Origin of the sequence: Sphingomonas glacialis (genome assembly GCF_006439055.1) — a bacterium.
GTDB lineage: Bacteria > Pseudomonadota > Alphaproteobacteria > Sphingomonadales > Sphingomonadaceae > Sphingomonas > Sphingomonas glacialis_A.
The window spans coordinates 270,840-297,710 of sequence record NZ_RCZC01000001.1; the positions used below are offsets into that span (position 1 = coordinate 270,840).

The following is a 26,871-nucleotide window of genomic DNA, read 5'->3' on the forward strand; positions in this document are numbered from 1 at the left end:
CGAAGACCTTTGCCCCGATCCCAGTGAGGACCAACCTTGGCCGAAACGCCCGATCTGACCGCCCTGATCGCCCCCGAAGCCGCAGCGCTCGGCTTCGATCTCGTGCGCGTGAAGCTGTTCGGCGGCAAGGGCGACCTCACGCTCCAGGTGATGGCCGAGCGCCCCGACACGCGCCAGCTGACGATTGAGGATTGCGCCGAGCTGTCGCGCCGCATTTCCGACGTGCTCGACACGCTCGAGGCCGAGGGCCGCGACCCGATCACCGACGAATATCGCCTCGAAGTGTCGTCGCCCGGGATCGACCGGCCGCTGACGCGCCTCAAGGATTTCGCCGACTGGACCGGCCACGAGGCGCGCATCGTGCTCGCAGCGCCGATCGAGGGGCGCAAGGTGCTCACCGGACTGCTCAAAGGCGTCGAGGGCGATCGCATCACCATCTACTTGCCCAAGCATGGCGAGATGGAGATCGGGTTCGACCAGGTCGGCACCGCCAAGCTGGTGCTCACCGATGCGCTGATCGCGGCGACTCGCCCGCTGTCACTGGCCGGTGTCGAAGAAGAAGAAATCGAAGACGAAGCGCTGCCCGAGGGCATTGAAGACGAAGGACATAATTGATGGCCACCGCCGTTACCGCCAACCGCGCCGAGCTCATCGCCATTGCGAACGCAGTGGCCACCGAGAAGATGATCGACAAGGGCATCGTCATCGAGGCGATGGAAGACGCGATCCAGCGCGCCGCCAAGGCGCGCTACGGCGCCGAGAACGACATTCGCGCCAAGCTCGATCCCAACACCGGTGACCTGCGCTTGTGGCGCGTCGTCGAAGTGGTCGAGGCGGTCGACGATTACTTCAAGCAGGTGAACCTCAAGGAAGCGCAGAAGCTCCAGAAGGACTCGGTCGTCGGCGATTACATCGTCGATCCGCTGCCCCCGATCGAATTCGGCCGCATCGCCGCACAGGCCGCCAAGCAGGTCATCTTCCAGAAGGTCCGCGACGCCGAGCGCGAGCGCCAGCACGAAGAGTTCAAGGACCGGATGGGCGAGATCATCACCGGCGTCGTCAAGCGCGTCGAGTTCGGCCATGTCGTCGTCGATCTCGGCCGTGCCGAGGGCGTGATCCGTCGCGACCAGCAGATCCCGCGCGAAGTCGTCCGCGTCAACGACCGCATCCGCTCGCTGATCCTCAACGTCCGCCGCGAGAATCGCGGGCCCCAGATCTTCCTCAGCCGCGCGCACCCCGACTTCATGAAGAAGCTGTTCGCGCAGGAAGTGCCCGAAATCTACGACGGCATCATCGAGATCAAGGCCGCTGCCCGCGATCCGGGTTCGCGCGCCAAGATCGGCGTGATCAGCCATGATTCGTCGATCGATCCGGTCGGCGCGTGCGTCGGCATGAAGGGCAGCCGCGTCCAGGCGGTCGTCCAGGAAATGCAGGGCGAGAAGATCGACATCATCCCGTGGTCGCCCGACACCGCGACCTTCGTCGTCAACGCGCTGCAGCCGGCTTCGGTCAGCCGCGTCGTGATCGACGAGGAAGAGGATCGCATCGAAGTCGTCGTTCCCGACGACCAGCTGTCGCTCGCGATCGGTCGTCGTGGCCAGAACGTGCGTCTGGCGTCGCAGCTCACCGGCAAGGCGATCGACATCCTCACCGAGCAGGATGCGTCCGAGAAGCGCCAGAAGGAATTCGCCGAGCGCACCGAGATGTTCCAGACCGAGCTCGACGTCGACGAGACGCTCGCGCAGCTGCTCGTTGCCGAGGGCTTCGGCGCGCTTGAGGAAGTCGCCTATGTCGAGGTCGAGGAAATCGCCTCGATCGAAGGCTTCGACGACGATCTCGCCGCCGAGCTGCAGAGCCGCGCCGCCGAGGCGCTCGAGCGTCGCGAAGGTGCGAACCGCGAGGAACGCCGCGCGATGGGCGTCGAGGACGCGCTCGCCGAGCTGCCGCACCTCAACGAGGCGATGCTCGTCACGCTCGGCAAGGCTGGGATCAAGACGCTCGACGATCTCGCCGATCTCGCGACCGACGAGCTGATCCAGAAGAAGCGCCAGGAACAGCGCCGCCGTGCCGAAGGCGCCGACGCCAACAAGCGTCCCGAGGACAAGGGTGGCGTGCTCGGCGAGTATGGCCTGAGCGAAGCGCAGGGCAACGAGATCATCATGGCCGCGCGCGCGCACTGGTTCGACGAAGAGCCCGCCGAAGCCGCAACCGCCTCGGAGGAGAGCGAAGCCTGATGCCATTCGTCAGCATCCGCATTTCGGGCAGCGCGACCAAGGACCAGAAGTCCGCGATCGTCGCCGATGTCACCCAGTCGCTCGTCGAGCGGCTGGGCAAGAACCCGGCTGCGGTGCAGATCGTGATCGAAGAAGTGAGCCTCGAGAATTATGGCGCGGGCGGGATCCTGCTCGCCGACCGTGATGGCCCCGCCCCCAAGTCGCAGGAGGACGCTCATGCGGAATCCTCGCAATGACACGCTAGCGGTTCAGACACCGACGTGCGCAGCCCGCGTCCTCCCCTCCCTGGAAGGGAGGGGTCGGGGGTGGGTCGGCCCGTTGTCGGGCGATTCGCGCACCCCATACCGACCCACCCCCAGCCCCTCCCTTCCAGGGTGGGGAGTGCAATGAGCAGCGTCGTCCCCAAAATCGAAGCTGACGAGGATCCCACCGGAGCCATCCGCCGTTGCATCCTGCTCGGCGAACGCGCGCCGCGTGAGGCGCTCGTGCGACTCGCACTGTCGCCCGATGGCCATGTCCTCCCCGACGTGCGCGCCAAGGCCCCAGGCCGCGGTGCATGGATCGGCGTAACCCGCGCCGAGCTCGAAACCGCGATCGCCAAGGGCAAGCTCAAGGGCGCGTTCGCCCGCGCGTTCAAGACCGGCCCGTTGCTGATTCCCGACAACCTGCCGGAGATGATCGCCACCGCGCTGGAACGCGCAGTGCTCGACCGACTCGGGCTCGAGGCGCGCACCGGCCACCTGCTCACCGGCTCCGACAAGATCGAGACCGCCGCCCGCTCGGGCAAGCTGACCATGCTGCTTCACGCGTCCGACGCGGGCACCGACGGCAACCGCAAGCTCGACCAGGCCTGGCGAATCGGCAACGATGAAGAAGGCAGCGCTTTGCGGGGGTTGGCACTGCCGGTCAGCCGCACCATATTGGCCGTGGCGCTAGGTCGGCAGAATGTGGTACATATCGGCCTGACAGAACGCGATGCTGCAAAGCGGGTGGGCGAAACGCTCAACCGCTGGCTGCATTTCATCGGCCCCGAATCCGCCCTCGTGGCTTGCGAAACACCGTCGCAAGGCGCATCGGCGCACACATCCAACCCGGCGGGAAGTGGCATCCCTGCTGCGGCTGACGACGACACATGCGAGGAATTTGAGTGAGCGATACCGACAACGAAAAGCCGAAACTCGGAATGCGTCAGCCGCTCGGGCTGAAGCGCACGATCGAGACCGGCCAGGTCAAGCAGAGCTTCAGCCATGGACGGCAGAATACCGTCCAGGTCGAAGTGAAGCGCCGTCGCGTGCTCGGGCCCGGCGGCGCGCCGGTCGCGGCACCCGTCGAGCAGGCCGCTCCGGCACCGGCGCCCGTCGCCGCGCCGCGTCCGGTCGCGCCGACTCCGCCGCCGCCCCCGCCCGTCTCGCCCGGCAATTCGCTGCTGTCGCGTCAGGAGCTCCAGGCCAAGCTGCTGCGCGAAGCCGACGAGTCGCGGATGAACGCGCTCGAGGAAACGCGTCGCCGCGAAGAGCGTCTGCGGATCGAGGCGCAAGCCGAAGAGCGCCGCCGCGCCGAGGAAAATCGCCGCGCCGGTGATGCCCCCGACAGCGCCGCCGCGCCCGATCCCGTGCCCCAGCCAGCGCCCGAGCCTGTCGCAGCCCCGGTCGCCGAAGCTCCGGCCCCCGCTCCTGCGCCCGCCCCGGCGGTCGAAGCCGCGCCCGCGCCCGCGCCCGCCCCTGCGGCGGCGGCCCCGGTCGCTGCTCCGGCGGCACCTGCGCCCGTCGCTGCTGCGCCGGCCCCTGCTCCCGCGCCAGTCGCACCGCCCGCCCCGGCGCTGCGTCCGCTGAGCCTCGAGCGCGATCCGTCGATGCCAGCACCGCGCCTGTTCACGCCCGTACCGCGTCCCGAGCGTCCGCGCCCGGCACCGCCTGCCCCGGCCCCCGAACCGACGCCCGCTGCCGCAACGCCTGCTGCAGGTGCTGCCGGCGCCGCCAAGCGGCCCGCAATCGGCGTTGCCGCGCCGGTTTCGCCGAACGAACCCGCGCGCCCCGGCCAGCGTGACCGCAAGGGCGACGAGCGTCGCGGCGGCAAGCTGACCGTCAACCGTGCGCTCGACGGTGGCGATGGCGCTCGCGCCCGTTCGCTCGCCGCGCTCAAGCGCGCGCGCGAAAAGGAACATCGCCGCATGGGTGGCCCGCGCGAAGTGCAGGCCAAGCAGGTCCGCGACGTCGTCGTGCCGGAAGCGATCACCGTCCAGGAACTCGCCAACCGCATGGCCGAGAAGGGCGCCGACCTCGTCAAGATGCTGTTCAAGATGGGCTCGCCCGTCACGATGACGCAGACGATCGACCAGGATACGGCCGAGCTGCTGGTGACCGAATTCGGCCACAACATCGTCCGCGTCAGCGATTCGGACATCGACATCGCGATCGAGACCGATGCCGATCCCGAGGACACGCTGCTGCCGCGTCCGCCGGTCGTCACGATCATGGGCCATGTCGATCACGGCAAGACCTCGCTGCTCGACGCGCTGCGCGGTACCGACGTGGTGCGCGGTGAGGCGGGTGGCATCACCCAGCATATCGGCGCCTATCAGGTCACGCTGAAGGACAAGTCGAAGGTCACCTTCCTCGACACGCCGGGCCACGAAGCCTTCACCGAAATGCGCCAGCGCGGCGCCAACGTGACCGACATCGTCGTGCTCGTTGTCGCAGCGGACGATGCGATCAAGCCGCAGACGGTCGAGGCGATCAACCACACCAAGGCCGCTGGCGTCCCGATGATCGTCGCGATCAACAAGGTCGACAAGCACGACGCCAATCCGCAGAAGGTCCGCGAGGCCCTGCTGCAGTACGAAGTCGTGGTCGAGGAGATGTCGGGCGACGTCCAGGACGTCGAAGTCTCGGCGCTCAAGAAGACCGGGCTCGACGAGCTGATCGAGAAGATCCAGCTCCAGGCCGAACTGCTCGAACTGAAGGCCAACCCGAACCGCGCGGCCGAAGGCACCGTGATCGAAGCCAAGCTCGACAAGGGCCGTGGTCCGGTCGCGACCGTGCTCGTCAACCGCGGCACGCTCAAGGTCGGCGACATCTTCGTCGTCGGCGCCGAGAGCGGCAAGGTTCGCGCGATGACCAACGACAAGGGCATGCAGATCAAGGAAGCCGGCCCTTCGATGCCGGTCGAGGTCCTCGGTCTCTCGGGTGTCCCGCGTGCGGGCGATCCGCTGTCGGTGGTCGAGAACGAAGCGCGCGCGCGTGAAGTTGCCGAGTATCGCCAGAGCGTCATCACCTCGAAGCGCACCGGCGGTGGTCCGGCGAGCCTCGAGTCGATGTTCAGCGCTTTGAAGGAAAAGCAGGCGATCGAATATCCGCTGGTGGTCAAGGCCGACACGCAAGGGTCGGTCGAGGCAATCGTCGGTGCGATCAACAAGATCTCGACCGATCTCATCAAGGCCCGCGTGCTGCATTCGGGCGTCGGTGGCATCACCGAGAGCGACGTTACGCTGGCGGGTGCCAGTGGCGCGCCGATCATCGGCTTCAACGTTCGTCCGAACGCCAAGGCCCGCGAGATCGCCGAGCGTCACAAGGTCGCGTTCAAATATTATGACGTGATCTACGACCTCACCGACGAGATCCGCGCCGGCATGGCGGGCGAGCTCGGGCCGGAAGCGTTCGAGACGGTCGTCGGCCGCGCCGAAATCCGCGAGGTCTTCTCGGCTGGCAAGCACGGCAAGGCAGCGGGTCTGCTCGTTACCGAGGGCAACATCCGCAAGGCGCTCAAGGCGCGTATCACCCGGGCGGATGTCATCATCTACCAGGGCGAGATCGCCTCGCTGCGTCGCTTCAAGGACGACGTGGCCGAAGTGCGGGCGGGTCTGGAGTGCGGCGTGACCTTCACGTCGAACTTCGTCGACATCAAGCCGGGCGACTTCCTCGAAACGTTCGAAGTCGAACTGCGCGAACGCACGCTGTAATCGTGTTTCCCTCTCCCGCTTTCGCGGGAGAGGGAGGGGCCCGCGAAGCGGGAGGGTGAGGGTCGTCTTCTTCCTTCTGCGCGTCGCGCCTCGACGAAGAAGACCCTCACCCAACCCTCTCCCGCGAAGGCGGGCGAGGGCTTTAGGCTTTAGCCATGCGCCCAACCGATACCCCCGAGTCCCGCAACGTCCGCCTGCTCCGCGTCGGCGAGCAGATGCGCCACACGCTGAGCGACATCCTCGCGCGCGGCGACGTGCATGACGAGACACTCGCCAAGCATTCCGTGACGATCACCGAAGTCCGCATGTCCCCCGATTTGCGCCATGCGACGGTGTTCATGAAGCCGCTGCTCGGCCGCGACGAGGAAGCCGTGCTGAAGGCGCTGCGCACCAACACCGCCTACCTCCAGCGTGAGGTCGCCGCGCGCGTCCATATGAAATATGCCGCCAAGCTCAAGTTCCTGGCGGACGACAGCTTCGACGAAGGCAGCCACATCGACACGTTGCTCCGCGACCCGAAGGTGGCGCGCGACCTAAGCAGCGATGATTGACAGCGGCACCGGTAAGACGCATCTTACCGGCATGAACGCGCAAACGACTCTTTCGGGAAAGGGCCAGGTCGTTATCCCCAAGGATGTGCGCGACGCTCTGGGCCTGATCGCGGGCCAGAAGCTTGACGTCGTCCAGTCAGGCAACAGCATCCTCCTTCGCCCGATATTGCCCAAAAGTGGGCGTACGACCGACGAGATCTTTGCGCATCTGCTCGAGCTTGCGCCGAAATGGGAAGGACCGCCGGTGTCGATCGAGGAAATGAACCGCGCCGTCCATGCGATGTTCGCGGCGCGCACAAAGGATGACATCTGACCGTCGCTGTCGACACCAACATCGTCGTGCGCGTTCTGGTCAACGACGATCCCCGTCAGGCCGCGCTGGCGAGAGCCGTACTGTCGCGCGATTTTTCGCTGCTCGCGAGCGTTCTGCTCGAAACCGAATGGGTGCTGCGGTCGAGCTACCAATGGCCACGCGCGCGGATCGGCGAGGCGTTCGCGACGCTCATTGATCTGCCGACATTGCGCGAGGCGCCACGCGGTATCGCCTGGGCGATCGATCGCTTCGCTGCTGGCGCGGACTTCGCCGACATGCTTCATCTTGCTTGCTCGGGCGCGGCAGATGGTTTCGTTACGTTCGATCGGCGACTCGCGAAGGCTGCCGGTCCCCACACCCCGGTAAAGATCGACACGCTCCCCTGATGGCCAAGCTCTATTTCTACTACGCCTCGATGAACGCGGGCAAATCGACCAACCTGCTGCAAGCCGATTTCAACTATCGCGAGCGCGGGATGCGCACCGTGCTGCTCACCGCCGCAATCGACGATCGCTTTGCGGCAGGGACGATCACCTCGCGGATCGGACTGGCCGCCGATGCGATCACGTTCGAGCGCGACACCGATCTCGTCGCGATCGTGACGCGCGAGGGCGAGGCGCCGCCGGCGTGCGTGCTGGTCGACGAGGCGCAATTCCTCACCGCCACCCAGGTCGATCAGCTTGCCCTGCTGGCCGATGTCCACGGCATCCCGGTGCTGGCCTATGGGCTGCGCACCGACTTCCTGGGTGCGCTGTTCGAGGGTTCGGCGCGGTTGCTGGCGATCGCGGATTCGCTGATCGAGATCAAATCGGTCTGCTGGTGCGGGCGCAAGGCGACGATGAACCTGCGCGTCGATGCCGCCGGCCACGCGGTCGCCGCGGGCGCGCAGACCGAGATCGGCGGCAACGACCTGTACATTGCGCTGTGCCGTCGCCATTTCAGCGAAGCGCTCTGCGCCGCCTGACAGAACGGACCCCGATGACCAATCCCGACCTGCCCTACACCATCGCGGTGTGGCTCATCCCGCTTGTGATCGCGATCGTGTTTCACGAAGTCGCGCACGGCTATGTCGCGCGGATCTTCGGCGATCACACTGCCGAGCGGCTCGGGCGCCTCACGCTCAATCCGATCCGGCATGTCGATCCGATCGGGACGATCGTCCTGCCGATGATCCTGGCGCTCGCGCATGCGCCGATCTTCGGCTGGGCCAAGCCGGTGCCGGTCGATAATCGTCGGCTACGCAATCCGCGCCGCGACATGATGCTGGTGGCGCTGGCCGGGCCCGCGACGAATTTCGTGCTGGCGACGCTGACCGCGCTTTCGCTGGGGGCGTTCGTCGGGCTCGCCGGCGGTATTCCGCCCGAGGGCGCGCCGCACACTGTGACCGGCTTCGTGTTCGACTCGCTGTACAGCTTCCTGCTGATCAACGTCTTTCTGGGCGTGTTCAACCTGATCCCGCTGCCGCCGTTCGATGGCGGGCATGTCGTGCAAGGGCTGCTGCCGCGCGCCGCCGCGATCCAATACGCGAAGCTCGCGCGCTTCGGGCTGCCGTTGCTGCTGATCCTGCTGTTCGTGCTGCCGATGATCAGCCCGCAGGCCGATATCATCCGCCGCGTGATCGGGCCGGTCGCCAATGCCGTCGCCGATGTCTTCCTGCGGATCGCGCAGCTCGGCGGGGCATGAGCGGGGTGCATGGCTGGCTGATCCTCGACAAGCCGCTCGGCCTCGGCTCGACGCAGGGCGTCTCCGCGGTCAAGCGCGCGCTGCGCGCCTCGGGCCATGATGTCAGCAAGCGCGGCATCAAGGTTGGGCATGGCGGGACGCTCGACCCGCTCGCCACCGGCGTGCTGCCGATCGCGCTCGGCGAGGCGACCAAGCTCGCCGGGCGAATGCTCGACAGCGACAAGGTGTACGACTTTACCGTGACCTTCGGGAGCGAGACCGACACGCTCGACCTCGAAGGCAAGGTGATCGCCGAGAGCGCGGTGCGGCCGACGCTGGCGCAGGTCGAGGCGGTGTTGCCGCGTTTCACCGGGCCGATCGAGCAGGTACCGCCGATCTATTCTGCGCTGAAGGTGGATGGCGAGCGGGCCTACGATCTGGCGCGCGCTGGCGAGGCGGTCGTGCTGGCGAGCCGGTCCGTCACCGTCCATTCGCTCGTCCGCGTTCAAGAAGAAGGCCCTCACCCAACCCTCTCCCGCGAAGGCGGGAGAGGGCTTCCAGCTCCTCCTCCTTCTCCCGCCTTCGCGGGAGAAGGTCGGGATGAGGGTCTTCTTCTCGACCACCTCACCCTCACCGCCCACGTCTCGAAGGGCACCTACATCCGCAGCCTCGCCCGCGACATCGCACGCGCGCTCGGAACGGTCGGCCACGTCACCATGCTCCGCCGCACCAAGGCCGGTCCCTTCACCCTCGAAAACGCGATATCGCTGGACAAACTGGCCGAACTCGGGCAGGCGCGCGCCCTTGAAGACAAACTCCTGCCATTGAGGGCGGGGCTGGACGACATCCCGGCTCTTTCCCTCTCCCCCGATCAGGCAGGGCTGCTCCGTCAGGGGCGGGTGTTGATCGGGATCGCCGCAGACGATGGCTCCTACTTCGCGACATCGGAAGAAATTCCCGTCGCACTCGTAGAGGTTCAGGACCGCGAGGTCCGCGTCGTTCGTGGTTTCAATCTCTGAATGATGTCGAAGGAAGAAACATGACGATCACTGCAGAGCGCAAGGACGCGCTCGTCAAGGAACATGGCCGCGTCGAAGGCGACACCGGCAGCCCCGAAGTCCAGGTCGCGATCCTCACCGAGCGCATCCGCAACCTGACCGAGCACTTCAAGGGCCACAAGAAGGACAACCATTCGCGCCGCGGGCTGCTGATGATGGTCAACAAGCGGCGCACGCTGCTCGACTATCTCCGCCACAAGGACGGGGCGCGGTATACCGCCCTCATCGCGAAGCTCGGGTTGCGCAAGTAACTCGAAACGTCACGGAACGGCGCCCTCGGGCGCCGTTTCTACATCTAACCCCTTTCGCCGCGCCGCAATTCGGCAGCCCGGCATGGGAGCCACGAAAGGCTCCAAACCGCGCGGACCGGCTAGTCCGCACATAGGCCCCACTGGCATCCGGCCAGTGGTGTTGAAGGAAACGATATGTTCGATACCAAGACCGTAACCACCCAATGGGGTGGCAAGACGCTGACGCTGGAAACCGGCCGCGTCGCGCGCCAGGCAGACGGCGCCGTGATGGCGACGCTCGGCGAGACCGTGGTGCTCTGCGCCGTGACCGCCGCCAAGTCGGTGAAGGAAGGCCAGGACTTCTTCCCGCTGACCGTCCACTATCAGGAAAAGTACAGCGCAGCCGGCCGCATCCCCGGTGGCTTCTTCAAGCGTGAGCGTGGCGCGACCGAAAAGGAAACGCTGACCAGCCGCCTGATCGACCGCCCGATCCGCCCGTTGTTCCCAGAAGGGTTCTACAACGAGATCAACGTGATCTGCCAGGTCCTGTCGTATGACGGCGAGAACGAGCCCGACATGCTGGCGATGGTCGCCGCGTCGGCTGCGCTCACCATCTCGGGCGTGCCGTTCATGGGCCCGATCGGCGCGGCCCGCGTCGGCTACATCGACGGCGAGTACATCCTCAACCCGACCGTCGAGCAGATCAAGGCGGGCGAGCTCGACCTCGTCGTCGCCGCGACCGGCGATGCCGTGATGATGGTCGAATCCGAAGCCAAGGAGCTTTCGGAAGAGGTCATGCTCGGCGCGGTGCAGTTCGCGCACAAGGCGTGCCGCGAAGCCGCCAATTTGATCATCGATCTGGCCGAGCAGGCTGCCAAGGATCCGTGGGAAATGGCCGCACAGGCTGATCTCTCGGCTGCCAAAGACAAGCTCAAGAAGCTGATCGGCAAGGACATTGCGGCTGCCTATAAGGTGACCGACAAGTCCAAGCGGTCGAACCTGCTCAACGAAGCCCGCGCCAAGGGCAAGGCAGCGTTCGCCGATGCCGCCCCGCAGGACCAGATGGCTGCCGGCAAGCTGATGAAGAAGCTGGAAGCGGAAATCGTCCGCGGCGCCATCCTCAAGGACGGCCAGCGCATCGACGGCCGCACCACCACGCAGATCCGTCCGATCGAGGCGATGGTGCACTTCCTGCCGCGCGCCCACGGTTCGGCGCTGTTCACCCGCGGTGAAACGCAGGCGATCTGCACCACCACGCTCGGCACCAAGGATGCAGAGCAGATGATCGACGGCCTGACCGGTCTGAGTTACGAAAACTTCATGCTGCACTACAACTTCCCGCCCTACTCGGTCGGTGAAGTCGGCCGCTTCGGTGCGCCGGGCCGTCGTGAAGTCGGCCACGGCAAGCTCGCCTGGCGCGCGCTGCACCCGGTGCTGCCGTCGAAGGACGAGTTCCCCTACACGATCCGCGTTCTGTCGGACATCACCGAGAGCAACGGCTCGTCGTCGATGGCGACGGTCTGCGGCGGTTCGCTGTCGATGATGGATGCCGGTGTGCCGCTCAAGCGCCCGGTTTCGGGTATCGCGATGGGCCTGATCCTCGAAGGCAAGGACTTTGCGGTTCTCTCGGACATCCTCGGCGACGAGGATCACCTCGGCGACATGGACTTCAAGGTCGCTGGCACCGAAGCCGGCATCACCACGATGCAGATGGACATCAAGATCGCCGGCATCACCGACGAGATCATGCGTGTCGCTCTGGCGCAGGCCAAGGAAGGCCGCGCGCACATCCTGGGCGAAATGGCCAAGGCGCTCGACCACACGCGTGAAGAACTCTCGGCGCACGCACCGCGCATCGAGACCTTCACGATCGACAAGACCAAGATCCGTGACGTGATCGGCACGGGCGGCAAGGTCATTCGCGAGATCGTCGCGACGACCGGCGCCAAGGTCGACATCGACGACGAGGGTGTGATCAAGGTGTCGTCGTCCGACACCGCGCAGATCGAAGCCGCGATCAAGTGGATCAAGGGCATCGTCGAGGAAGCCGAAGTCGGCAAGGTCTATGACGGCAAGGTCGTCAACCTGGTGGACTTCGGTGCGTTCGTGAACTTCATGGGTGGCAAGGACGGTCTCGTCCACGTGTCCGAAATCAAGAACGAGCGCGTCGAGAAGGTCTCGGACGTCCTGAGCGAAGGCCAGGAAGTCAAGGTCAAGGTCCTCGAGATCGACCCGCGCGGCAAGGTTCGCCTGTCGATGCGCGTCGTCGACCAGGAGACCGGTGCCGAGCTCGAAGACACGCGCCCTGCCCGTGAGCCGCGCGAAGGCGGCGACCGTGGTCCGCGCCCGCCGCGTCGTGATGGCGACGGTGGTCGTGGTCCTGGCGGCGGCGATCGTGGTCCGCGCGGCGGTGGTGGCGGCGGCGAAGGCCGTGGCCCGCGTCGTGACGGCGACGGTGGCCGTGGTCCCCGCCGTGATGGCGGCGGTGCACGCCCCGAGCGCGCAGCTGGCGGCAACGAGGACGGCCCTGCGCCCGAGTTCGCCCCGGCGTTCCTGACGGGTGACCGCGACTAAGACCAACGTGGCAACGCTTTGGTGAGAGAGGGGCTCGGAGCGATCCGGGCCCCTTTTTCGTGAGCGTGTCGATCGCGTAAAAGCCGCCTCTTATCCGGCGCCGAAACTTCGCCTAGGCTGCCCCAAAGATAGGGGAATTCCATGCGCCGTCTCGTTCTCGCAGCCTTGCTCGCCACCGTTGCCGCGCCCGCGGTCGCCGCGCCTGCCGACGATCTCCACCGCGTCATCGCCGATCATTGGGCGTGGTTCCTCAAATCCAATCCGGTCTATGCGACGTCGCTGGGCGTGCACGCCTATGACGATCGGCTCGGCGATTTCAGCCTGGCCGAGCAGGACCGCCAGGCGGCGCAGGCGGCGCTGTTCATCAAGCGGCTCGATGTGATCCCGGCGGCCAAGCTTTCGGGCGAGGACCAGACCAACAAGGCGATCCTGCGCCGCATCCTGTCCGAACAGATCGAAGCCAACGGTTTCGGCGAGCGGATGATCACCTTCACCACGCTCGGCAGCTGGTACCAGAGCTTTGCCGGCCTCGCCGACACGGTACCGGTGCGCACCCGCGCCGACTTCAAGAGCTACCTCATCCGGCTCGCGCAGTTCCCCGGCGCCAATGCACAGCAATTGGAGATCACCCGGCAAGCGGTCGCGGGTGGCTATGTCCAGCCGTGCGTCGCGCTCGTCGGGTTCGAGACGACGATCACCGGCGTCATCACCGCCAAGCCCGAAGACTCGCGCTTCTACGCGCCGTTCAAGGGCAACCGCCCGGCGGGGATGAGCGAGACCGAATGGGCCGACTGGCAGAGCCGCGCGCGCACGCTGATCACCGACACGCTCAACCCCGAATATCGCAAGATCGCCGACTATTATCGCACCGCCTATCTCCCCAAATGCCGCGTCAGCGTCGGCGCCGCGGCGCTACCCGAGGGCGCGAAATACTACGCGTTCCAGGTGCGCCAGCAGACCACGACCGACCTGACGCCAGCGCAGATCCACGATATCGGCCTGGCGGAGGTCAAGCGCATCAAGACCGCGATGGAAGCGCTCGCCAGGAAAGCCGGTTTTGCCAGCCGCGAGGCGTTCATCCAGGAATTGCGCACCAACCCGAAATACTACGCCAAAAGCGAAACCGAACTGATGAGCGCCGCCGCGCTGCAGGCCAAGGCGAACGACGGCAACATGCCCAAGCTGTTCGGCACGCTGCCGCGCCTGCCGTACGGCGTGCGCCCGATCCCGGCCGAGACCGCGCCGAGCAGCCCGGCCGCCTATTACATGCCGGGGTCGCCCAAAGTCGGGATTTCCGGCACCTTCTACGTCAACACCTCGAAGCTCGACCAGCGCCCGCTCTACGAGCTTCCCGCGCTGGTGAGCCATGAGGCGGTGCCGGGCCATCACAACCAGATCGCGCTGCAGCAGGAAATGAGCCTGCCCGATTTCCGCAAGTACGACACCAATTTCACCGCCTTCGTCGAAGGCTGGGGGCTCTATTCCGAGCATCTCGGGATCGAGCTCGGCATTTACGACACGCCCGAAAAGGACATGGGGCGGCTGTCGTACGAAATGTGGCGCGCGTGCCGGCTGGTGGTCGATACCGGGCTCCACGCGCAAGGCTGGACCAAGGATCAGTCGATTGCCTTCATGAAGGCCAATACCGCGCTGACCGACGCCAATATCGAGGCCGAGGTCAATCGCTACATCACCAATCCGGGGCAGGCGCTGGCGTACAAGCTCGGCGAATTGAAGATCCTCGCGCTGCGCCAGCGCGCCGAAACCAAGCTCGGCGCGAAGTTCGACGTGCGGCGCTTCCATGATGCGGTGCTCGAACATGGCGCAGTGCCGCTCGACCTGCTCGACACGCAGATCGACACCTGGATCGCGCGCGAGCAACGCGCCGCCTGACGCCGCACGGCTGTCACACTAAGCGGGCAAGGCGGGGCCAAGGAGACAGACCCATGAAGACCCCGCTGCGCCTTGCCGCGCTCGCGCTTGCCGTGACGGCGCTCGGTGGCGCTGCGCCCGCGCCGAACGCCCCGGCCGGCCTCAAGGTCGATCGCGTCGTGCTGCTGATGCGCCACGGCATCCGCCCGCCGACCAAAGCGCAGCCGATGCCGAATGGGGTCACCGCCGATGCTTGGCCGAGCTGGCCGGTCGCGCCCGGCTGGCTGACCCCGCATGGCGCCGCCGCGGTGGTCGCGGTCGCGGGAGCGGACAGGGCAGGCTTCGTCGCGGACGGGCTGATGCCCGCGACGGCGTGCCCGACGCGCGTCGCCCTGCTCGCCGACAGCGACCAGCGCACGATCGCGACCGCGCAGAGCTATGCCGCGGGACTCGCGCCCGGCTGCGCGATCGCGATCGAGCATCGCCCGCAGGACGAGGCCGATCCCTTGTTCAACCAGATTGCCGACGGCCACGCGCCGCTCGACCCGGCGCGCGCCGCTGCCGCAGTCGATGCGGCGGTCGGCCCCGGCGGGATCGCGGCGGTCGAGCGCAGCGTGACGCCGCTGCTCGCACGGCTCGATCGCATCCTGTGCGGGCCGGCGACGACGCAGTGCGGCGTAGCGCGCGAGCCCTCGACGCTCACACCCGCCACCGCGACGACGCGCCCCAAGCTCGGCGGCGCGCTCGACCGCGCCTCGACCGCGGCACAGATCCTGCTACTCGAATATGCCGACGACAAGCCCGCGCAGGACGTCGGCTGGGGCCGCGCCACCGCCGCCGATATCACCGTGCTCGGCGCGTTCCACGCGCTCGAATTCCGCCTGCTCGCTCGCCCGCCCTATCTCGCGGCGCGCAACATGGCGGGGCTGAGCCCCCGGATCCTCACCTGGCTGTCGGACGACGCCCCCACCGCGCCGACGATCGCGATGATCGCCGGGCATGACACGCAGGTCGCCAACCTTGCCGGGTTGCTCGACCTGCATTGGCGCGTACCTGGCATCGCCGCCGACGATCCCGTGCCGGGCGGCGCGATCATGCTCGAGCGGTTGAGCGACGCGCGCGGACAGCAGTACGTCCGCGCGGTGTACCGCGCGCAATCGCTCGCCGAACTCCGCGCCGGGACCGCGCGTGCGCCGTATCGCGCGGTGCTGCCAATTACGGGCTGCACCGCGCGGGGTGTGGTCGGGCTGTGTACGCTGGCGGCGTTCAGCGCGAAGCTGGCGGTGCGCTGAGGCCGTTCTCCCAGTTCGCCCCTTTCCGTCACCCCGGCCTCGTCCCGGGGTCCACCGTGCCGCGCGTCCTGCGGGCGCAGCGTACGCGTCACGGTGGAGCCCGGGGTGACGGTTAGGAGGGACAGGCGCGGCCGTGCCCGCCCGCCGCCTTGCGCGCGACCATCGCCTCCTGAATGAACCCGAACACGGTCGCATCGAAGCCCGGATCCGCCTCGTGCTGCCATTCGTCCATCCGCTGGTACATCGCGTTCACCCCCGACCGCATTGCAGGCGTCGCGACCGCTTCGAACGGCGCGAGCAACGCCTGCCACTCGTCGAGGAAAGCCTGCGCCGCACCGCTCTCGGGCGCGAGCGGCAGCGCCGCCTTGATCCGCCCGCCGAGATCGGCCCACTGCGCGGCATAGGCCGCCGGGTCGTATTCGGGCGGCATCTGGCGCCCCGTCTCGGCAAACGCGGCTTTCTCCTCGGGCGTGAAAAAGCGGTCGGTCACCAAATCCCATTGATCGTGCGTCATCAGTCGGTCTCCGTGCTGGATCAGCGAGCAGAAGGTCGCGACATCGATGGGCTCGCTACGCTCGATGCGGGACTGGACGGTGAGCAGCAGCGCACGCGCCGCAGCAATGTCGTCGGCTTGCGCCGAGAGCGCGGCGAGTTGCGCCGCGACGATTCGCGCGAGCGATACCGGCCCGTCGCGGGTGAAGCGCTCGATCTGCGCGAGCGTCAGCCCGGCGCGCTTGAGCGTGACAATCTGGTGGACGCGCTCGAGTTCCGCCGGCCCATAGAACCGCCGCCCCGACGCCGAGCGCAACGGCCGTACCAACCCGCGCGCCTCGTAGAAACGCAGCGCGCGTGTCGTCAGGCCGGTGCGGCGGGCGACATCACTGATGTCGAGCGTGAGGGGCAAATCGGGCATGACGACGCTATGCCGCTTGACGCTGCGTCAACCGCAAGCGGTTTTTTCGCAGCGGCCGTCTTCGATCCCGATCAGCTCGGAAAATCGGTCCCGATGCTCGTCGCCTCCCCCGCCTCGATTTCGGCGAGCGCATCGCGCAGCTTCTTGGTCACCGCATCATAGCCCCATTGGCCGAGCACGAGATGGCGCGGCGGATCGGCCTGTTCGGTCAGCGCGATCATCGCCGCCGCCGCGCGCGCGGGGTCGCCCGCCTGGCTGCCGCTGATCTCCGACGTGCTCGCCAGCCGTTTGCCAGCGGTTTCGGCATAGGCCGCGATCGCGACCGGAGTCTGCTTGAGCGAACGCCCGGCCCAGTCGGTGCGGAACGGCCCCGGCTCGACGCACGTCACCTTGATGCCGATCGGCGCGCCCTCGGCGCGCAGCGCATCAGAGAAACCCTCGACCGCGTGCTTGCTGGCGGCATAATAGCCCGAGCCCGGAAAGCCGACGAACCCGGCGACCGAGCTCAGATTGATGACATGGCCCGATGCGCGCGCGCGCATCCCCGGCAGCACGGCGCGGGTCAGCGCGAACAGGCCGAAGACGTTGGCCTCGAACTGCGCGCGGATCTCGGCATCCTCGCCCTCCTCGATCGAGGCCTGATAGCCATAGCCGGCATTGTTGACGAGCACGTCGATCGCGCCGAAGCGCTCGGTCGCCGCCTTGACCGCCGCCGCGATCTGCCCGGCATCGGCCATGTCGAGCGCCAGCGCGAGCACGCGGTCCTCGGCGCCCTCCGCCAGATCGGCCACGCGCTCGGCATCGCGCGCCGTAGCGACGAGGCGCCAGCCACGCGCGAGCACCTGCTGCGCAAGTTCGCGCCCGAAGCCGGTCGAGCAGCCGGTGACGAACCAGACGGGGGTTTCGGAGGCCATACGGATTTCCTTTGTCGAGGTTCGGCGCTGTCGAACGGCAGGATCGCACGCCGGAGACGGTCTGCTCAAGACGCCCGACACCGCAAAGCGATCCATCGCGCCGCTGCGGCGGAGTGAGTTGGCGGCCCTCCCGATCCTGTCGGACCGGGCGGCTGTCATGCAGGTTTCACAATTGCGGCAGAAGGCAGCCCTTTCCCTCTGTCCAAGGTAACTGCGTTGGCGACGGTCCTGGTGGTCGAGGACGATCCCAAATCGGCGGATGCGATCTGCGCGATCCTCGCCGAGGAAGGGCTGCGCGTGACGACGGTGCAGGATGGCGCCGAGGCGTTCCTCCAGGCGAAGGACAAGGATTTCGACGCGATCGTGCTCGACCGGATGCTCCCCGGCGGGATCGACGGCGTCGGCGTGCTCGACATGCTGCGCAAGGCCGGCATCCGCACCCCGGTGCTGATCCTCAGCGCACTCTCGGCGCTCGAGGAGCGCGTGCGCGGGCTGCGTGCGGGCGGCGACGACTATCTCGCCAAGCCGTTCGAACCGCTCGAACTCGCGGCGCGCGTAATGGCGCTGATCCGCCGGCGCGTGGCGGAGTCGTCGTCGATCAGCCTCGAGCATGGCCGCGTGCGGATCGACCTGATCGCGCGCGAGGTGTGGATCGACGGCGCTCGAATCGACCTGCAGGCGCGCGAGCTGCAGCTGCTTGAATATCTCGTGCGGCATCACGACCGGCCGGTCACGCGCGCGATGATCTTCGAGGATGTCTGGGGCTATCGCTACGACCAGCGGACCAATGTCATCGACGTCCATGTCACGCGGCTGCGGCGCAAGATCGAGCGCGCCGACATGCCGCCGCTGATCGAGACCGTCAGGGGAACCGGCTATGTCTTTCGCAGCCATTAAGCGCTGGCGGCGCAGTTCGAGCGTCCGCGTCGCGATCCTCTTCCTGCTGCTGTTCGGCGCAGCGGCGACGAGCTTGCTCGGCTTCGTCCATGATCGCGCCGTCGCGCATTTCAACGCGCAGACCGACGAATGGCTCGCGCGCGAGATCGTCCGGATGATGCCGCAGACCGATCGCGCAGGAGCGATCGAGCGCGTCGCGCGGCACAACCGTTCGGACGTCCATCATCTGCGCCCGTTCGGGCTGTTCGATCCGAGCGGACGTCTGCTTGCGGGGGCGCCGCGCGCGCTTCCCGGCGGGCATGCCGACGGGCTCCCGTTCGACCTGACCAGCGTGACCCCGCGTGGCGAAGTCGATTTGCGCGCGATGACGGTCCGGCTCGGCACCGGCGATCGCTTCCTCGTCGCGCAGGACCTGCAGGAATCGCAGGCCTTTGCCGGCGACATGGTCTCGGCGATCGTGTGGGGCGGGCTCGCGCTGCTCGTGCTCGGCCTGTCGGGCTCGGTGCTGCTCGCGGTGTCGCAGGAAACGCGGATCCGCACGCTGACGCACAGCCTGCACGAGATCATGGCGGGGCGGCTCGACGCGCGGCTGGCGCCGTCGCAGCGCCGCGACGAGCTCGACGATCTCGCCTGCGAGGTCAACCGCATGCTCGACGAGGTGCAGCGGCTGATGCTCGAGGTGAAGGCGGCGGGCGACAATATCGCGCACGACATGCGCACCCCGCTGACCCGCCTGCTCGCGCGGCTGCGCCAGGCCGACACCGCCGCGGCGAGTGCGCCCGTAATGGCGGCGGCGATCGGCGACGCGGTCGAGGAAGTCACCGGGATGATCGCGATGTTCAATGCGCTGCTGCGCATCTCGGAAATGAACGAGGGCGCGCGGCGCGAAGGCTTCCGCATGCTCGATCTCGCGCAGGTGGTGACCGACGCGACCGATTTCCACGAGGTCGCCGCGATCGAGCGCGGCGTCAGCATCCGGCGCGAGATGCCCGCCGCGGTGGCGTTCGAGGGCGATGCCGATCTGCTGTTCGAGGCGGTCGGCAACCTCGTCGACAATGCGATCAAATATACCCCGGCGGGCGGCGAGATCGTCATCGGGCTCGCGGCGGGGCCGGTGCTAACGGTGAGCGACAACGGGCCCGGCATCCCGGCGGGCGAGCGCGACAAGGTCTGCGCGCGCTTCCACCGCGTCGAGGCGAGCCGCAGCCAGCCGGGCAATGGCCTCGGCCTCGCGCTCGTCTCGGCGATCGCGCATGTCCACCGCCTCGAGCTGCGGATCGGTGATGGCGCCCCCGGCTGCGTCGCGACCCTTGCCGCCGCGTGAGCCGCCCGCATTAACTCGAATTTATAATACCGACTTGGCCGGGCCATCGAACCGCCACACAGCCGTAACGACATCGCCCTAGAGGCGGGCTCAGCCAGCAGGGAAGCAGCCGGGCGGTCCGCCCCGCGGCGCCCCGGCAGAAGCGTATAAGCGCCTGTCGCGTCTGGCCGATCTTATTGGGGACTTTTCCGATGCGCGCGACTTTCCGACAGACCCTGCTCGCCGGGGTTGCCCTGTCCGTCACCCTGCCCGCCACCGCGATGGCGAACGACGTCCCTGCGCCCGTAGCAGCGCCCGCACCTGCGACGCCCGGCACCCCCGAGCAAACCACGACCAGCGCGAACAGCGCGGGGCAGGCGAACGACAAGCAGTCGCTGACCTCTTCCGACATCATCGTCACCGGATCGAAGACCGCGCAGAGCGCGCCGATCACCGTCTCGCTGACCACGACGCAGCCGCAGGCCGCGGTCAGCCGCGATTACATCGCCAACACCACCGCCGCGGCCGATTTCAACGAGCTGATCGCGCTCACGCCGAGCGTGTCGATCTCGGGCGCGGGCAACGGCTATGGCCTCGGCGAGACCAAGGCGACGATCCGCGGCTTCCAGGACGGCGAATACAACGTCACCTACGATTCGATTCCCTTCGCCGACACCAACAACCCGACGCACCATTCGACCTCGTTCTTCCCGTCGAACACGATCGAGACGATCGTCGTCGATCGTGGCCCGGGCAATGCGAGCCAGCTCGGTCAGGCGACCTATGGCGGCAACATCAACATGTACTCTCGCGCCGCGAACGAGCAGCAGAGCGCGCAGGTCGAGGGCATCGTCGGCAATTGGAACACCTTCATCGGCCGCGCCGAATATCAGTCGGGCAGCATCGAAAAGCTCGGCGGCGCGCGGATCGTCCTGACCGGGCAGTATCTGCAATCCGACGGCGCGCTGACCTATTCGCCGGTCGGCTCCAAAAACCTCTACGGCAAGATCGTCGCACCGATCGGCAGCCACAATACGCTGACGATCATGAGCACGTGGAACCGCAACCATTATTACCAGTCGGATGTGCTGAAAGGCGCGACCTGCGGCAGCGCGCGCGTCGGCGCCAACGGCACGACCGCGCTCGGCACCGATGGCCAGCCACTCACCCAGCTGACCGGCAACGATTGCGCGGTGACTTCGAACGTCGGGGTCTACGGCCGCAACTACGCGCTCGGCAACAACCCCGCGCAACAGGATTATTGGAAGTACAACCGCACCGACAAGACCACCGATTTCTCCTATGTCCGCCTGCAGAGCGATCTCGGCTCGGGCTTCTCGCTCGACAATCGCGGGTACATGTACGGCTACACCAACAACACGCTGTCGGGGAACACGGGTTCGGTCGTCAGCGGCTTCAGCGGCGCCGGCACCGCGGCCTCGCCCTACAAGGCGGTGGCCGGTCCCGCGACCGACATCCTCGGCTATGACAAGCTCAACAAATATCGCGTCTTCGGCTATATCGGCCAGGTCAATTACGACTTCGCGCTCGGCAAGATCCGCGTCGGCGGCTGGTACGAACATGCCGTCACCGACCGCCATCTGATCGACCTCGACCGCACCAACGGCGGCTTCAGCTACAATGAGAAATTCAACAACGGCAACGGCACCGCCGCGCAGACTGCGCTGCCGTCGATCGCCCAGGCCAATCTCTCCTACGTCCAGCATTCGAACTGGAACCAGTATCAGCTGTTCGGCGAGTTCGAGTTCCACCCGGTCGAAGGCCTGTCGATCACGCCCGGCGTGAAATACGTCCATTTCGAGCGCGGCATCGCGGCCGCGGTCAACCAGAAGACGCGCCTGCCGCTCGACACCAGCCAGACCTGGACCAAGACGCTGCCGTTCGCGACGGTCAACTATATGCCGACGAGCAACTGGTCGTTCTACGGCCAGTACGCGCAGGGCATGTACGTCCCCGATCTGTCGAGCTTCTATTCGGCCTCGGGCACGCTCTCGACCGCGCTCGATGCGCTGAAGCCGCAGACCTCGACCAACTATCAGGTCGGCAGCGTGTGGCATGGCAACAAGGTCTCGGTCGATGTCGACGGCTATGTCATCAACATCGACAACAAGATCGGGAACTGCACGACGACCGGCTGCGACCAGACCTTGCTCGTCAACATCGGCAAGGTCCGCTACAAGGGCGTCGAGGGCTCGCTCAGCTATATGCCGGTGCGCGGCCTCACCCTGTTCGGCAACGGATCGTACAATTACGCGCACAGCGTGACGAGCGGCGAACAGATCGCCAAGGCGCCCTTCTCGACCGCGGCGGGCGGCTTCATCTATCGCCACGAAGGCTTCCGCCTGTCGTTCGATCAGAAATTCACCGGCCCCCAATATGCCAGCGAATATAATGGCAGCCCCGGCTACCGCCTGTATCGCATCCGCCCCTACAGCATCGGCGAATTCGCGATCAGCCAGGAATTCAAGGGTGGCCTGCGGCTCGGCGTGACGGTCAACAACGTCTTCAACAGCCGCGCGGTCACCGCGATCTCGACCAGCGCGACGGGCGCGCCGGTCACCGCCGGCTATCAGAGCGGTTACGGCCAGCTCGACCAGTTCAGCTATCTGCCGCCGCGCTCGTTCCTGGCCTCGGCCCGGATCAAGTTCTGATCGCTGCGAGCGGGGACGGGACGATGCGGAAATATCTGGGTTCGGCGCTGACGACGCTGGCGCTGGGGATGATCGGGTCGGCCGGCCTCGCCGCCCCGCATGCCTTTCACTATCTCGCGGCGCCCGATTTCGCGCCGGGCGCGGTGCTCCCCGCCCCGCCCGCAAGCGGATCGGTCCAGGAGCGAAGCGAGCTCGCACAACTGCGCACGCTTATCGCGGCGGCCTCCGCCGAACGCCTCGCGCGTGCGCGTTTCGACGATGGCCAGGAGACGCCGGCGCTGTTCGACCGCACGCTCGGCGTCACGCTCGAGACATACCCGCTGACCTGGGCGCTGTTGCGCGACGTGCAGGAGGAGGCTGCGGCCGCCGCCAGCCTGGGCAAGGCGTATTTCCATCGCACGCGCCCCTATGGCGTCGATCCGACGCTGCCGAACTGCGCCAAGACGACCGCCGGCAAGCCCGCGACCTCGTATCCGAGCGGCCATGCGATCCTCGGCTATTCGACCGGCTTCGTGCTCGCCCGCTTGCTCAAGGGCCGCTCGTCCGAGATCTTCGATCGCGCCGCCGATTATGCGATGAGCCGCGAACTGTGCGGCGTCCATTTCGCGAGCGACCTGGATGCAAGCCACGCGCTCGGCACGCTCGTCGCAAGCGCGCTGCTCGCCAATGCCGCCTTCCGCGCGAAGTTCGAGGCGGCGCACGCCGAACTGGTCGCCGCGCACGTCCCAGGGGCCTGAACGAAGGATCCAGGCAGACCGACGGCCCGGCCCCGTCCGGCCCCGTCCCCTCAGCCGACCGCCGTGTGGAACACGTGCCCGACGCCGGCCGTCACCGCCATAGCGATCGATCCCCACACCATCACCCGGACCACCCCCGGCAGGATCGGCGCCCCGCCGGTCCGCGCACCCGCCGCGCCGAGCAGCCCGAGCGTCAAGACCGCGACGATCGCGATCGCCCACAGGACTGCGCTTGCGGGCACCAGCAACGCGGTCAGCACCGGGGGCAGCCCACCGGCGAGGAAGCATGCGGCCGACGCGATCGCTGCCTGAAGCGGATTGGCGGTCGACGTATCGGTAATCCCGAGCTCGTCGCGCGTGTGCGCCTCGAGCGCGTCATGCTCGCTCAGCGCGGTGACCACCTCGACCGCAAGCGCCTTGGGCAGACCGCGCTTCATGTAGATCGCCGCGAGTTCGCGCATCTCGTGCTCGGGATTGGCTTCGAGTTCGAGCCGCTCGCGCTCGATATCGGCCTTCTCCGAATCCGCCTGCGAGCTGACCGAGACATATTCGCCCGCCGCCATCGACATCGCCCCGGCGACGATCCCCGCGACACCGGTCAGGATGATCTGCGACGATCCCGCCGCGGCGGCGGCCACGCCGACCATCAGGCTCGACGTCGAGAGCAGCCCGTCATTGGCGCCGAGCACCGCGGCGCGCAGCCAGCCGATCCGCGTGACATAATGCGACTCGCCATGCGCCTTGTCGGCGCGTTCCTGCGCGGTTGCTTCGAGGAAGCTCATCGAACGCCTTTCCAATAGCCGATCACGCTCCGGATCGCCCGATCCGGCCGTACCGCGCCAAGCGCGTGCCCGTAAGACCCTTTGCGCGTCGGTACGTTCCACAGACCGCAGCGGACGCCCCGCCAGCAGTGAGCCCGGCGCTAAACGGCCGAGTCTGAACCGCAATTCAGTTGACGCCCCCCGCCCGCCACGCCGAACAGGAGCGCGTGACGCGCATCCTGCTCCTCGAAGACGATATCGGCACCGCGACCGAGATTACGCTCGAGCTGGTGGCAAACGGCTATTCGGTGACCCACCGGCTGCTCGTGTCCGAGGGCCTCGCGACCGCGCACGAGGATCCGATCGACCTGCTGATCGTCGATCGCCAGCTGCCCGACGGCGACGGACTCGACCTCATCGCCGAACTCCGCCGCAGCGGTCGCCGCACGCCCGCGCTCGTGCTGAGCGCGCTCGGCAGCCTCGACGATCGTGTGCGCGGGCTGCGCGCGGGCGGCGACGACTATCTGCCCAAGCCCTTCGCGCTGGTCGAGCTGATCGCACGAGTCGAAGCGCTGCTGCGCCGCCCCAACGAGACGCGCGATACGCGCCTCATCGCCGGGCCGCTCGACCTCGACTTGCTCGCAGGCGTCGCCACGCGCGCCGGTCGCGCACTCGAGCTGCTGCCGCGCGAATTGAAGCTGCTCGACTATTTGGTGCGCCGCCCGGGCCGGATCGTGACGCGCTCGATGTTGCTGCAGGATGTGTGGGGCTATACGTTCGAGCCCAACAGCAATGTGGTCGATGTCCATATCGGCCGGCTGCGGCGAAAGGTCGATGCCGAGGGCGAGCCGCAACTCATCCGCAACGTTCGCGGGCAAGGGTATATCTTCGATGTTCCTGGCTGACCCGCGCGTCCGTGCGACATGGCGCTGGGGCGGGGCGCTCGCCGCTTTACTCGTTGTGCAATCGGTGCTGCTGGCGGGGCTGTTCTGGCTGCTCGCCTCGAACAGCCACCGCCATTCGGCCGAAGCGACTTTCGCCGCCGATTGCCGGACGGTCGGCGCGCTGCACGATGCCGAGCGCCATGCGCTGGTCCGCCGGATGATCGCCGAGGACATCCACCGCGATCGCTTCCTCGCTTTGTTCGACCAGAACGGGCGGCTGCTCGACGGCAATGTCGCCGCGATTCCGGCAGACGTCGTCGTCGGCCGCGCCTCGGCGATAGCGACGGTGGTGCCGACCCAGCTGCCCGGCAAGACGACCGACGTCGCCCGGCTTGCCGTGTGCCGCATGCCCGGTGGCGACCGGCTGCTCACCGGGATCGACATCGACGAAGCCGAGGAGGCGCTGCGCGTCGTCGAGCGGTCGCTGATGATCGGCCTCGGGCTCGGGCTGGTGCTCGCGGTCGGCGTCGGGTTGATCGCCGGGCGTCGCGCCGCGCGCCAGGTCGACAGCGTGCGGCAGTTGACCGAGGCGATCGTCGCGGGCGATCTCGACGTCCGGCTTGCGGTCGGCGCGCGGCCCGACAGTTTCGAACTGCTCTGCGCGCATATCAACACGATGCTCGATCGGCTGCAGCTGCTGGTCGCCGATGTGCGGGTGATCGGCGATGACATTGCGCACCAGCTACGCACCCCGCTCACGCGGCTGCGCGCGCGGATCGAGCGCGGGTTGCGCGAGGCCGGCGATCGCCCCGCCTTCGAGCAAGTCGCCGAGTCGGCGCTCGCCGAGATCGACACGCTGCTCGGCATCGTCGCGGCGCTGCTGCGCGTTCGCGAGCTCGAGGATCAGGCGCGGCGCAGCCGCTTCGCGACGATCGACCTCGCGCATCTGGTCGGCGACGCGTGCGAACTGCACACGCCGACCGCCGAGGATCGCGGCATCGCCTTGCGGTGCGAGATCGAACCCGCGCCCGCGGTCGAGGGCGATGCGAGCTTGCTGATCGAGGCGGTGTCCAACCTGATCGACAATGCGATGAAGTTCGGTCCCCCCGGCGGGACGGTGCGCGTCACGCTGCGCACCGAGGGCGATGCCGCGGTCATCACCGTCGCCGATGACGGCATGGGCGTCGCGCCGGCCGAGCGATCGCTCGTCACGCAGCGTTTCTATCGCGGGCGGCATGAGTGCGAGGGCGCCGGGCTTGGCCTCAGTCTCGTCAAGGCGATCGTCGATCTGCACGGCTTCGCGCTGCAGTTCGCCGACCGGGGGAGCGCGGTGTCGCTCGTCTGCCGCCCGGCTGCGCGACTAAACTAGAATTTAGAGAGCCAATTCGCACTTCGTCCGTTGTCGCAGGCGAAGCGACGCGGATGCCTTGTCCTGCGCCGTGCTGAAAGGCGACGCGCATGACCAGTTCCGATCGAGCCACGCGGCCTGGCATCGCGCCGCTTTGTGCGCTGATCGCCGGCCTCGGCCTCGCCGGATGCGTGTCGACGACGCATCTCGCCAGCGCACCGGCGCCACGCTTCGATGCGGTGGCGTTCTTTGCGGGGCGGAGCGAAGGCAAGGGCGTGCTCAAGATCGCGCTCCACCGGCCCGCCACCACGCTGGTCGAGGGCAATGGCCGCGTGACCGACGATGGCAGCATCGTGCTCGACCAAACCGTGCGGCGGCAAGGCAAGCCCGCAACGCGGCGCCAATGGGTGCTGCATCCGGTCGGCACGGATCGCTATACGGGGACGCTCAGCGATGCCGTCGGCCCGGTCGACGGTCGCGTCGATGGCACTGTGCTGCATCTGCGCTTCGCGATGAAGGGCGGGCTGCAGGCCGAACAATTTCTTGATCTGCAGCCGGGCGGAACGGTCGCGCAGAACGTGATGATCGTCCGCAAGATGGGCGTGGCCGTGGCGCGGCTGGACGAAACGATCACGCGGCTCGGGCGCTGAGCGCGCCCGAGCGGTTTGCATCCTCTGCCGGTAGCACTCGTCTGCGCG

The 26,871-nt window shown here is 67.3% G+C and carries 25 protein-coding genes; 22 read left to right on the forward strand and 3 right to left on the reverse strand.

What is annotated here, in order from left to right; all coding sequences use genetic code 11:
* Positions 1–36 precede the first annotated feature (36 nt).
* The 15 genes from rimP to EAH76_RS01320 all read left to right on the forward strand — a co-directional run bounded on the left by rimP (position 37) and on the right by EAH76_RS01320 (position 15,744).
* The gene (rimP, locus tag EAH76_RS01250) at positions 37–615 is read left to right on the forward strand and encodes a ribosome maturation protein RimP (protein WP_140846936.1); all 579 of its coding nucleotides are present in this window, start codon (positions 37–39) and stop codon (positions 613–615) included.
* The gene (gene nusA / locus EAH76_RS01255) at positions 615–2,234 is read left to right on the forward strand and encodes a transcription termination factor NusA (protein WP_140846939.1); all 1,620 of its coding nucleotides are present in this window, start codon (positions 615–617) and stop codon (positions 2,232–2,234) included. Before rimP ends, nusA begins: the two co-directional genes overlap by 1 nt.
* Entirely contained in the window at positions 2,234–2,470 is a 237-nt protein-coding gene (locus EAH76_RS01260; protein WP_140846940.1) for a tautomerase family protein, read from the forward strand. Before nusA ends, EAH76_RS01260 begins: the two co-directional genes overlap by 1 nt.
* Before the next feature lie 150 nt (positions 2,471–2,620).
* A complete protein-coding gene (locus EAH76_RS01265) occupies positions 2,621–3,385 on the forward strand; it encodes a DUF448 domain-containing protein (protein WP_140846941.1) in 765 nt (254 codons plus the stop codon).
* A complete protein-coding gene (gene infB, locus EAH76_RS01270; protein ID WP_140846943.1) occupies positions 3,382–6,192 on the forward strand; it encodes a translation initiation factor IF-2 in 2,811 nt (936 codons plus the stop codon). Before EAH76_RS01265 ends, infB begins: the two co-directional genes overlap by 4 nt.
* 155 nt (positions 6,193–6,347) lie before the next feature.
* The gene (gene rbfA / locus EAH76_RS01275; protein WP_140846945.1) at positions 6,348–6,743 is read left to right on the forward strand and encodes a 30S ribosome-binding factor RbfA; all 396 of its coding nucleotides are present in this window, start codon (positions 6,348–6,350) and stop codon (positions 6,741–6,743) included.
* Positions 6,736–7,056, forward strand: coding sequence for an AbrB/MazE/SpoVT family DNA-binding domain-containing protein (locus EAH76_RS01280; RefSeq protein ID WP_241659487.1), 321 nt, complete (start codon positions 6,736–6,738; stop codon positions 7,054–7,056). Before rbfA ends, EAH76_RS01280 begins: the two co-directional genes overlap by 8 nt.
* Positions 7,053–7,442, forward strand: a complete 390-nt coding sequence (locus EAH76_RS01285; RefSeq protein WP_140846948.1) for a type II toxin-antitoxin system VapC family toxin — start codon at positions 7,053–7,055, stop codon at positions 7,440–7,442. The genes EAH76_RS01280 and EAH76_RS01285 overlap by 4 nt, the downstream gene beginning before the upstream one ends.
* Positions 7,442–8,020 carry a thymidine kinase gene (locus EAH76_RS01290; RefSeq protein WP_140846951.1) on the forward strand — a complete coding sequence of 193 codons (579 nt, stop codon included), beginning with the start codon at positions 7,442–7,444 and terminating at the stop codon, positions 8,018–8,020. Before EAH76_RS01285 ends, EAH76_RS01290 begins: the two co-directional genes overlap by 1 nt.
* A gap of 14 nt (positions 8,021–8,034) precedes the next feature.
* Positions 8,035–8,739 (forward strand): site-2 protease family protein, encoded by a 705-nt coding sequence (locus tag EAH76_RS01295; protein ID WP_140846953.1) that lies wholly within the window; start codon positions 8,035–8,037, stop codon positions 8,737–8,739.
* Positions 8,736–9,737 (forward strand): tRNA pseudouridine(55) synthase TruB, encoded by a 1,002-nt coding sequence (gene truB / locus EAH76_RS01300; protein WP_140846956.1) that lies wholly within the window; start codon positions 8,736–8,738, stop codon positions 9,735–9,737. Before EAH76_RS01295 ends, truB begins: the two co-directional genes overlap by 4 nt.
* 20 nt (positions 9,738–9,757) lie before the next feature.
* Positions 9,758–10,027 (forward strand): 30S ribosomal protein S15, encoded by a 270-nt coding sequence (gene rpsO, locus EAH76_RS01305; RefSeq protein WP_010183700.1) that lies wholly within the window; start codon positions 9,758–9,760, stop codon positions 10,025–10,027.
* Between the two features lie 174 nt (positions 10,028–10,201).
* Complete coding sequence (gene pnp, locus EAH76_RS01310; protein WP_140846959.1) at positions 10,202–12,580, forward strand: polyribonucleotide nucleotidyltransferase; 2,379 nt, start codon at positions 10,202–10,204, stop codon at positions 12,578–12,580.
* A gap of 141 nt (positions 12,581–12,721) precedes the next feature.
* Positions 12,722–14,473 (forward strand): DUF885 domain-containing protein, encoded by a 1,752-nt coding sequence (locus EAH76_RS01315; protein WP_140846961.1) that lies wholly within the window; start codon positions 12,722–12,724, stop codon positions 14,471–14,473.
* A gap of 53 nt (positions 14,474–14,526) precedes the next feature.
* Positions 14,527–15,744, forward strand: coding sequence for a histidine-type phosphatase (locus EAH76_RS01320; RefSeq protein WP_140846964.1), 1,218 nt, complete (start codon positions 14,527–14,529; stop codon positions 15,742–15,744).
* A gap of 112 nt (positions 15,745–15,856) precedes the next feature.
* Here the strand turns inward: EAH76_RS01320 and EAH76_RS01325 are convergent, their stop codons facing one another.
* Both EAH76_RS01325 and EAH76_RS01330 read right to left on the reverse strand, forming a co-directional pair.
* Entirely contained in the window at positions 15,857–16,657 is an 801-nt protein-coding gene (locus EAH76_RS01325; RefSeq protein WP_140846967.1) for a MerR family transcriptional regulator, read from the reverse strand.
* Positions 16,658–16,728: 71 nt separating this feature from the next.
* On the reverse strand, positions 16,729–17,571 hold the full coding sequence (locus EAH76_RS01330) for an oxidoreductase (RefSeq protein WP_140846970.1): 843 nt from the start codon (positions 17,569–17,571) through the stop codon (positions 16,729–16,731).
* Between the two features lie 216 nt (positions 17,572–17,787).
* Between EAH76_RS01330 and EAH76_RS01335 the strand changes: the two genes are divergently transcribed.
* From EAH76_RS01335 to EAH76_RS01350, 4 genes are all read left to right on the forward strand, one after another.
* Complete coding sequence (locus tag EAH76_RS01335; RefSeq protein ID WP_140846974.1) at positions 17,788–18,468, forward strand: response regulator transcription factor; 681 nt, start codon at positions 17,788–17,790, stop codon at positions 18,466–18,468.
* Positions 18,449–19,792, forward strand: coding sequence for a sensor histidine kinase (locus tag EAH76_RS01340; RefSeq protein WP_140846977.1), 1,344 nt, complete (start codon positions 18,449–18,451; stop codon positions 19,790–19,792). The genes EAH76_RS01335 and EAH76_RS01340 overlap by 20 nt, the downstream gene beginning before the upstream one ends.
* Before the next feature lie 191 nt (positions 19,793–19,983).
* Positions 19,984–22,443, forward strand: coding sequence for a TonB-dependent receptor (locus tag EAH76_RS01345; RefSeq protein ID WP_140846980.1), 2,460 nt, complete (start codon positions 19,984–19,986; stop codon positions 22,441–22,443).
* A gap of 23 nt (positions 22,444–22,466) precedes the next feature.
* Positions 22,467–23,180 (forward strand): phosphatase PAP2 family protein, encoded by a 714-nt coding sequence (locus EAH76_RS01350; protein ID WP_140846983.1) that lies wholly within the window; start codon positions 22,467–22,469, stop codon positions 23,178–23,180.
* A gap of 50 nt (positions 23,181–23,230) precedes the next feature.
* On the opposite strand, the gene EAH76_RS01355 is transcribed toward EAH76_RS01350, so the two are convergent.
* Positions 23,231–23,962 carry a VIT1/CCC1 transporter family protein gene (locus tag EAH76_RS01355; RefSeq protein WP_140846986.1) on the reverse strand — a complete coding sequence of 244 codons (732 nt, stop codon included), beginning with the start codon at positions 23,960–23,962 and terminating at the stop codon, positions 23,231–23,233.
* 206 nt (positions 23,963–24,168) lie between these two features.
* Between EAH76_RS01355 and EAH76_RS01360 the strand changes: the two genes are divergently transcribed.
* The 3 genes from EAH76_RS01360 (at position 24,169) to EAH76_RS01370 (ending at position 26,823) form a co-directional block, all read left to right on the forward strand.
* Positions 24,169–24,846 carry a response regulator transcription factor gene (locus EAH76_RS01360; RefSeq protein WP_140848286.1) on the forward strand — a complete coding sequence of 226 codons (678 nt, stop codon included), beginning with the start codon at positions 24,169–24,171 and terminating at the stop codon, positions 24,844–24,846.
* Positions 24,833–26,194, forward strand: a complete 1,362-nt coding sequence (locus EAH76_RS01365; RefSeq protein WP_140846990.1) for a sensor histidine kinase — start codon at positions 24,833–24,835, stop codon at positions 26,192–26,194. Before EAH76_RS01360 ends, EAH76_RS01365 begins: the two co-directional genes overlap by 14 nt.
* A gap of 89 nt (positions 26,195–26,283) precedes the next feature.
* Positions 26,284–26,823, forward strand: a complete 540-nt coding sequence (locus EAH76_RS01370) for a DUF3833 family protein (RefSeq protein ID WP_140846993.1) — start codon at positions 26,284–26,286, stop codon at positions 26,821–26,823.
* Positions 26,824–26,871 lie beyond the last annotated feature (48 nt).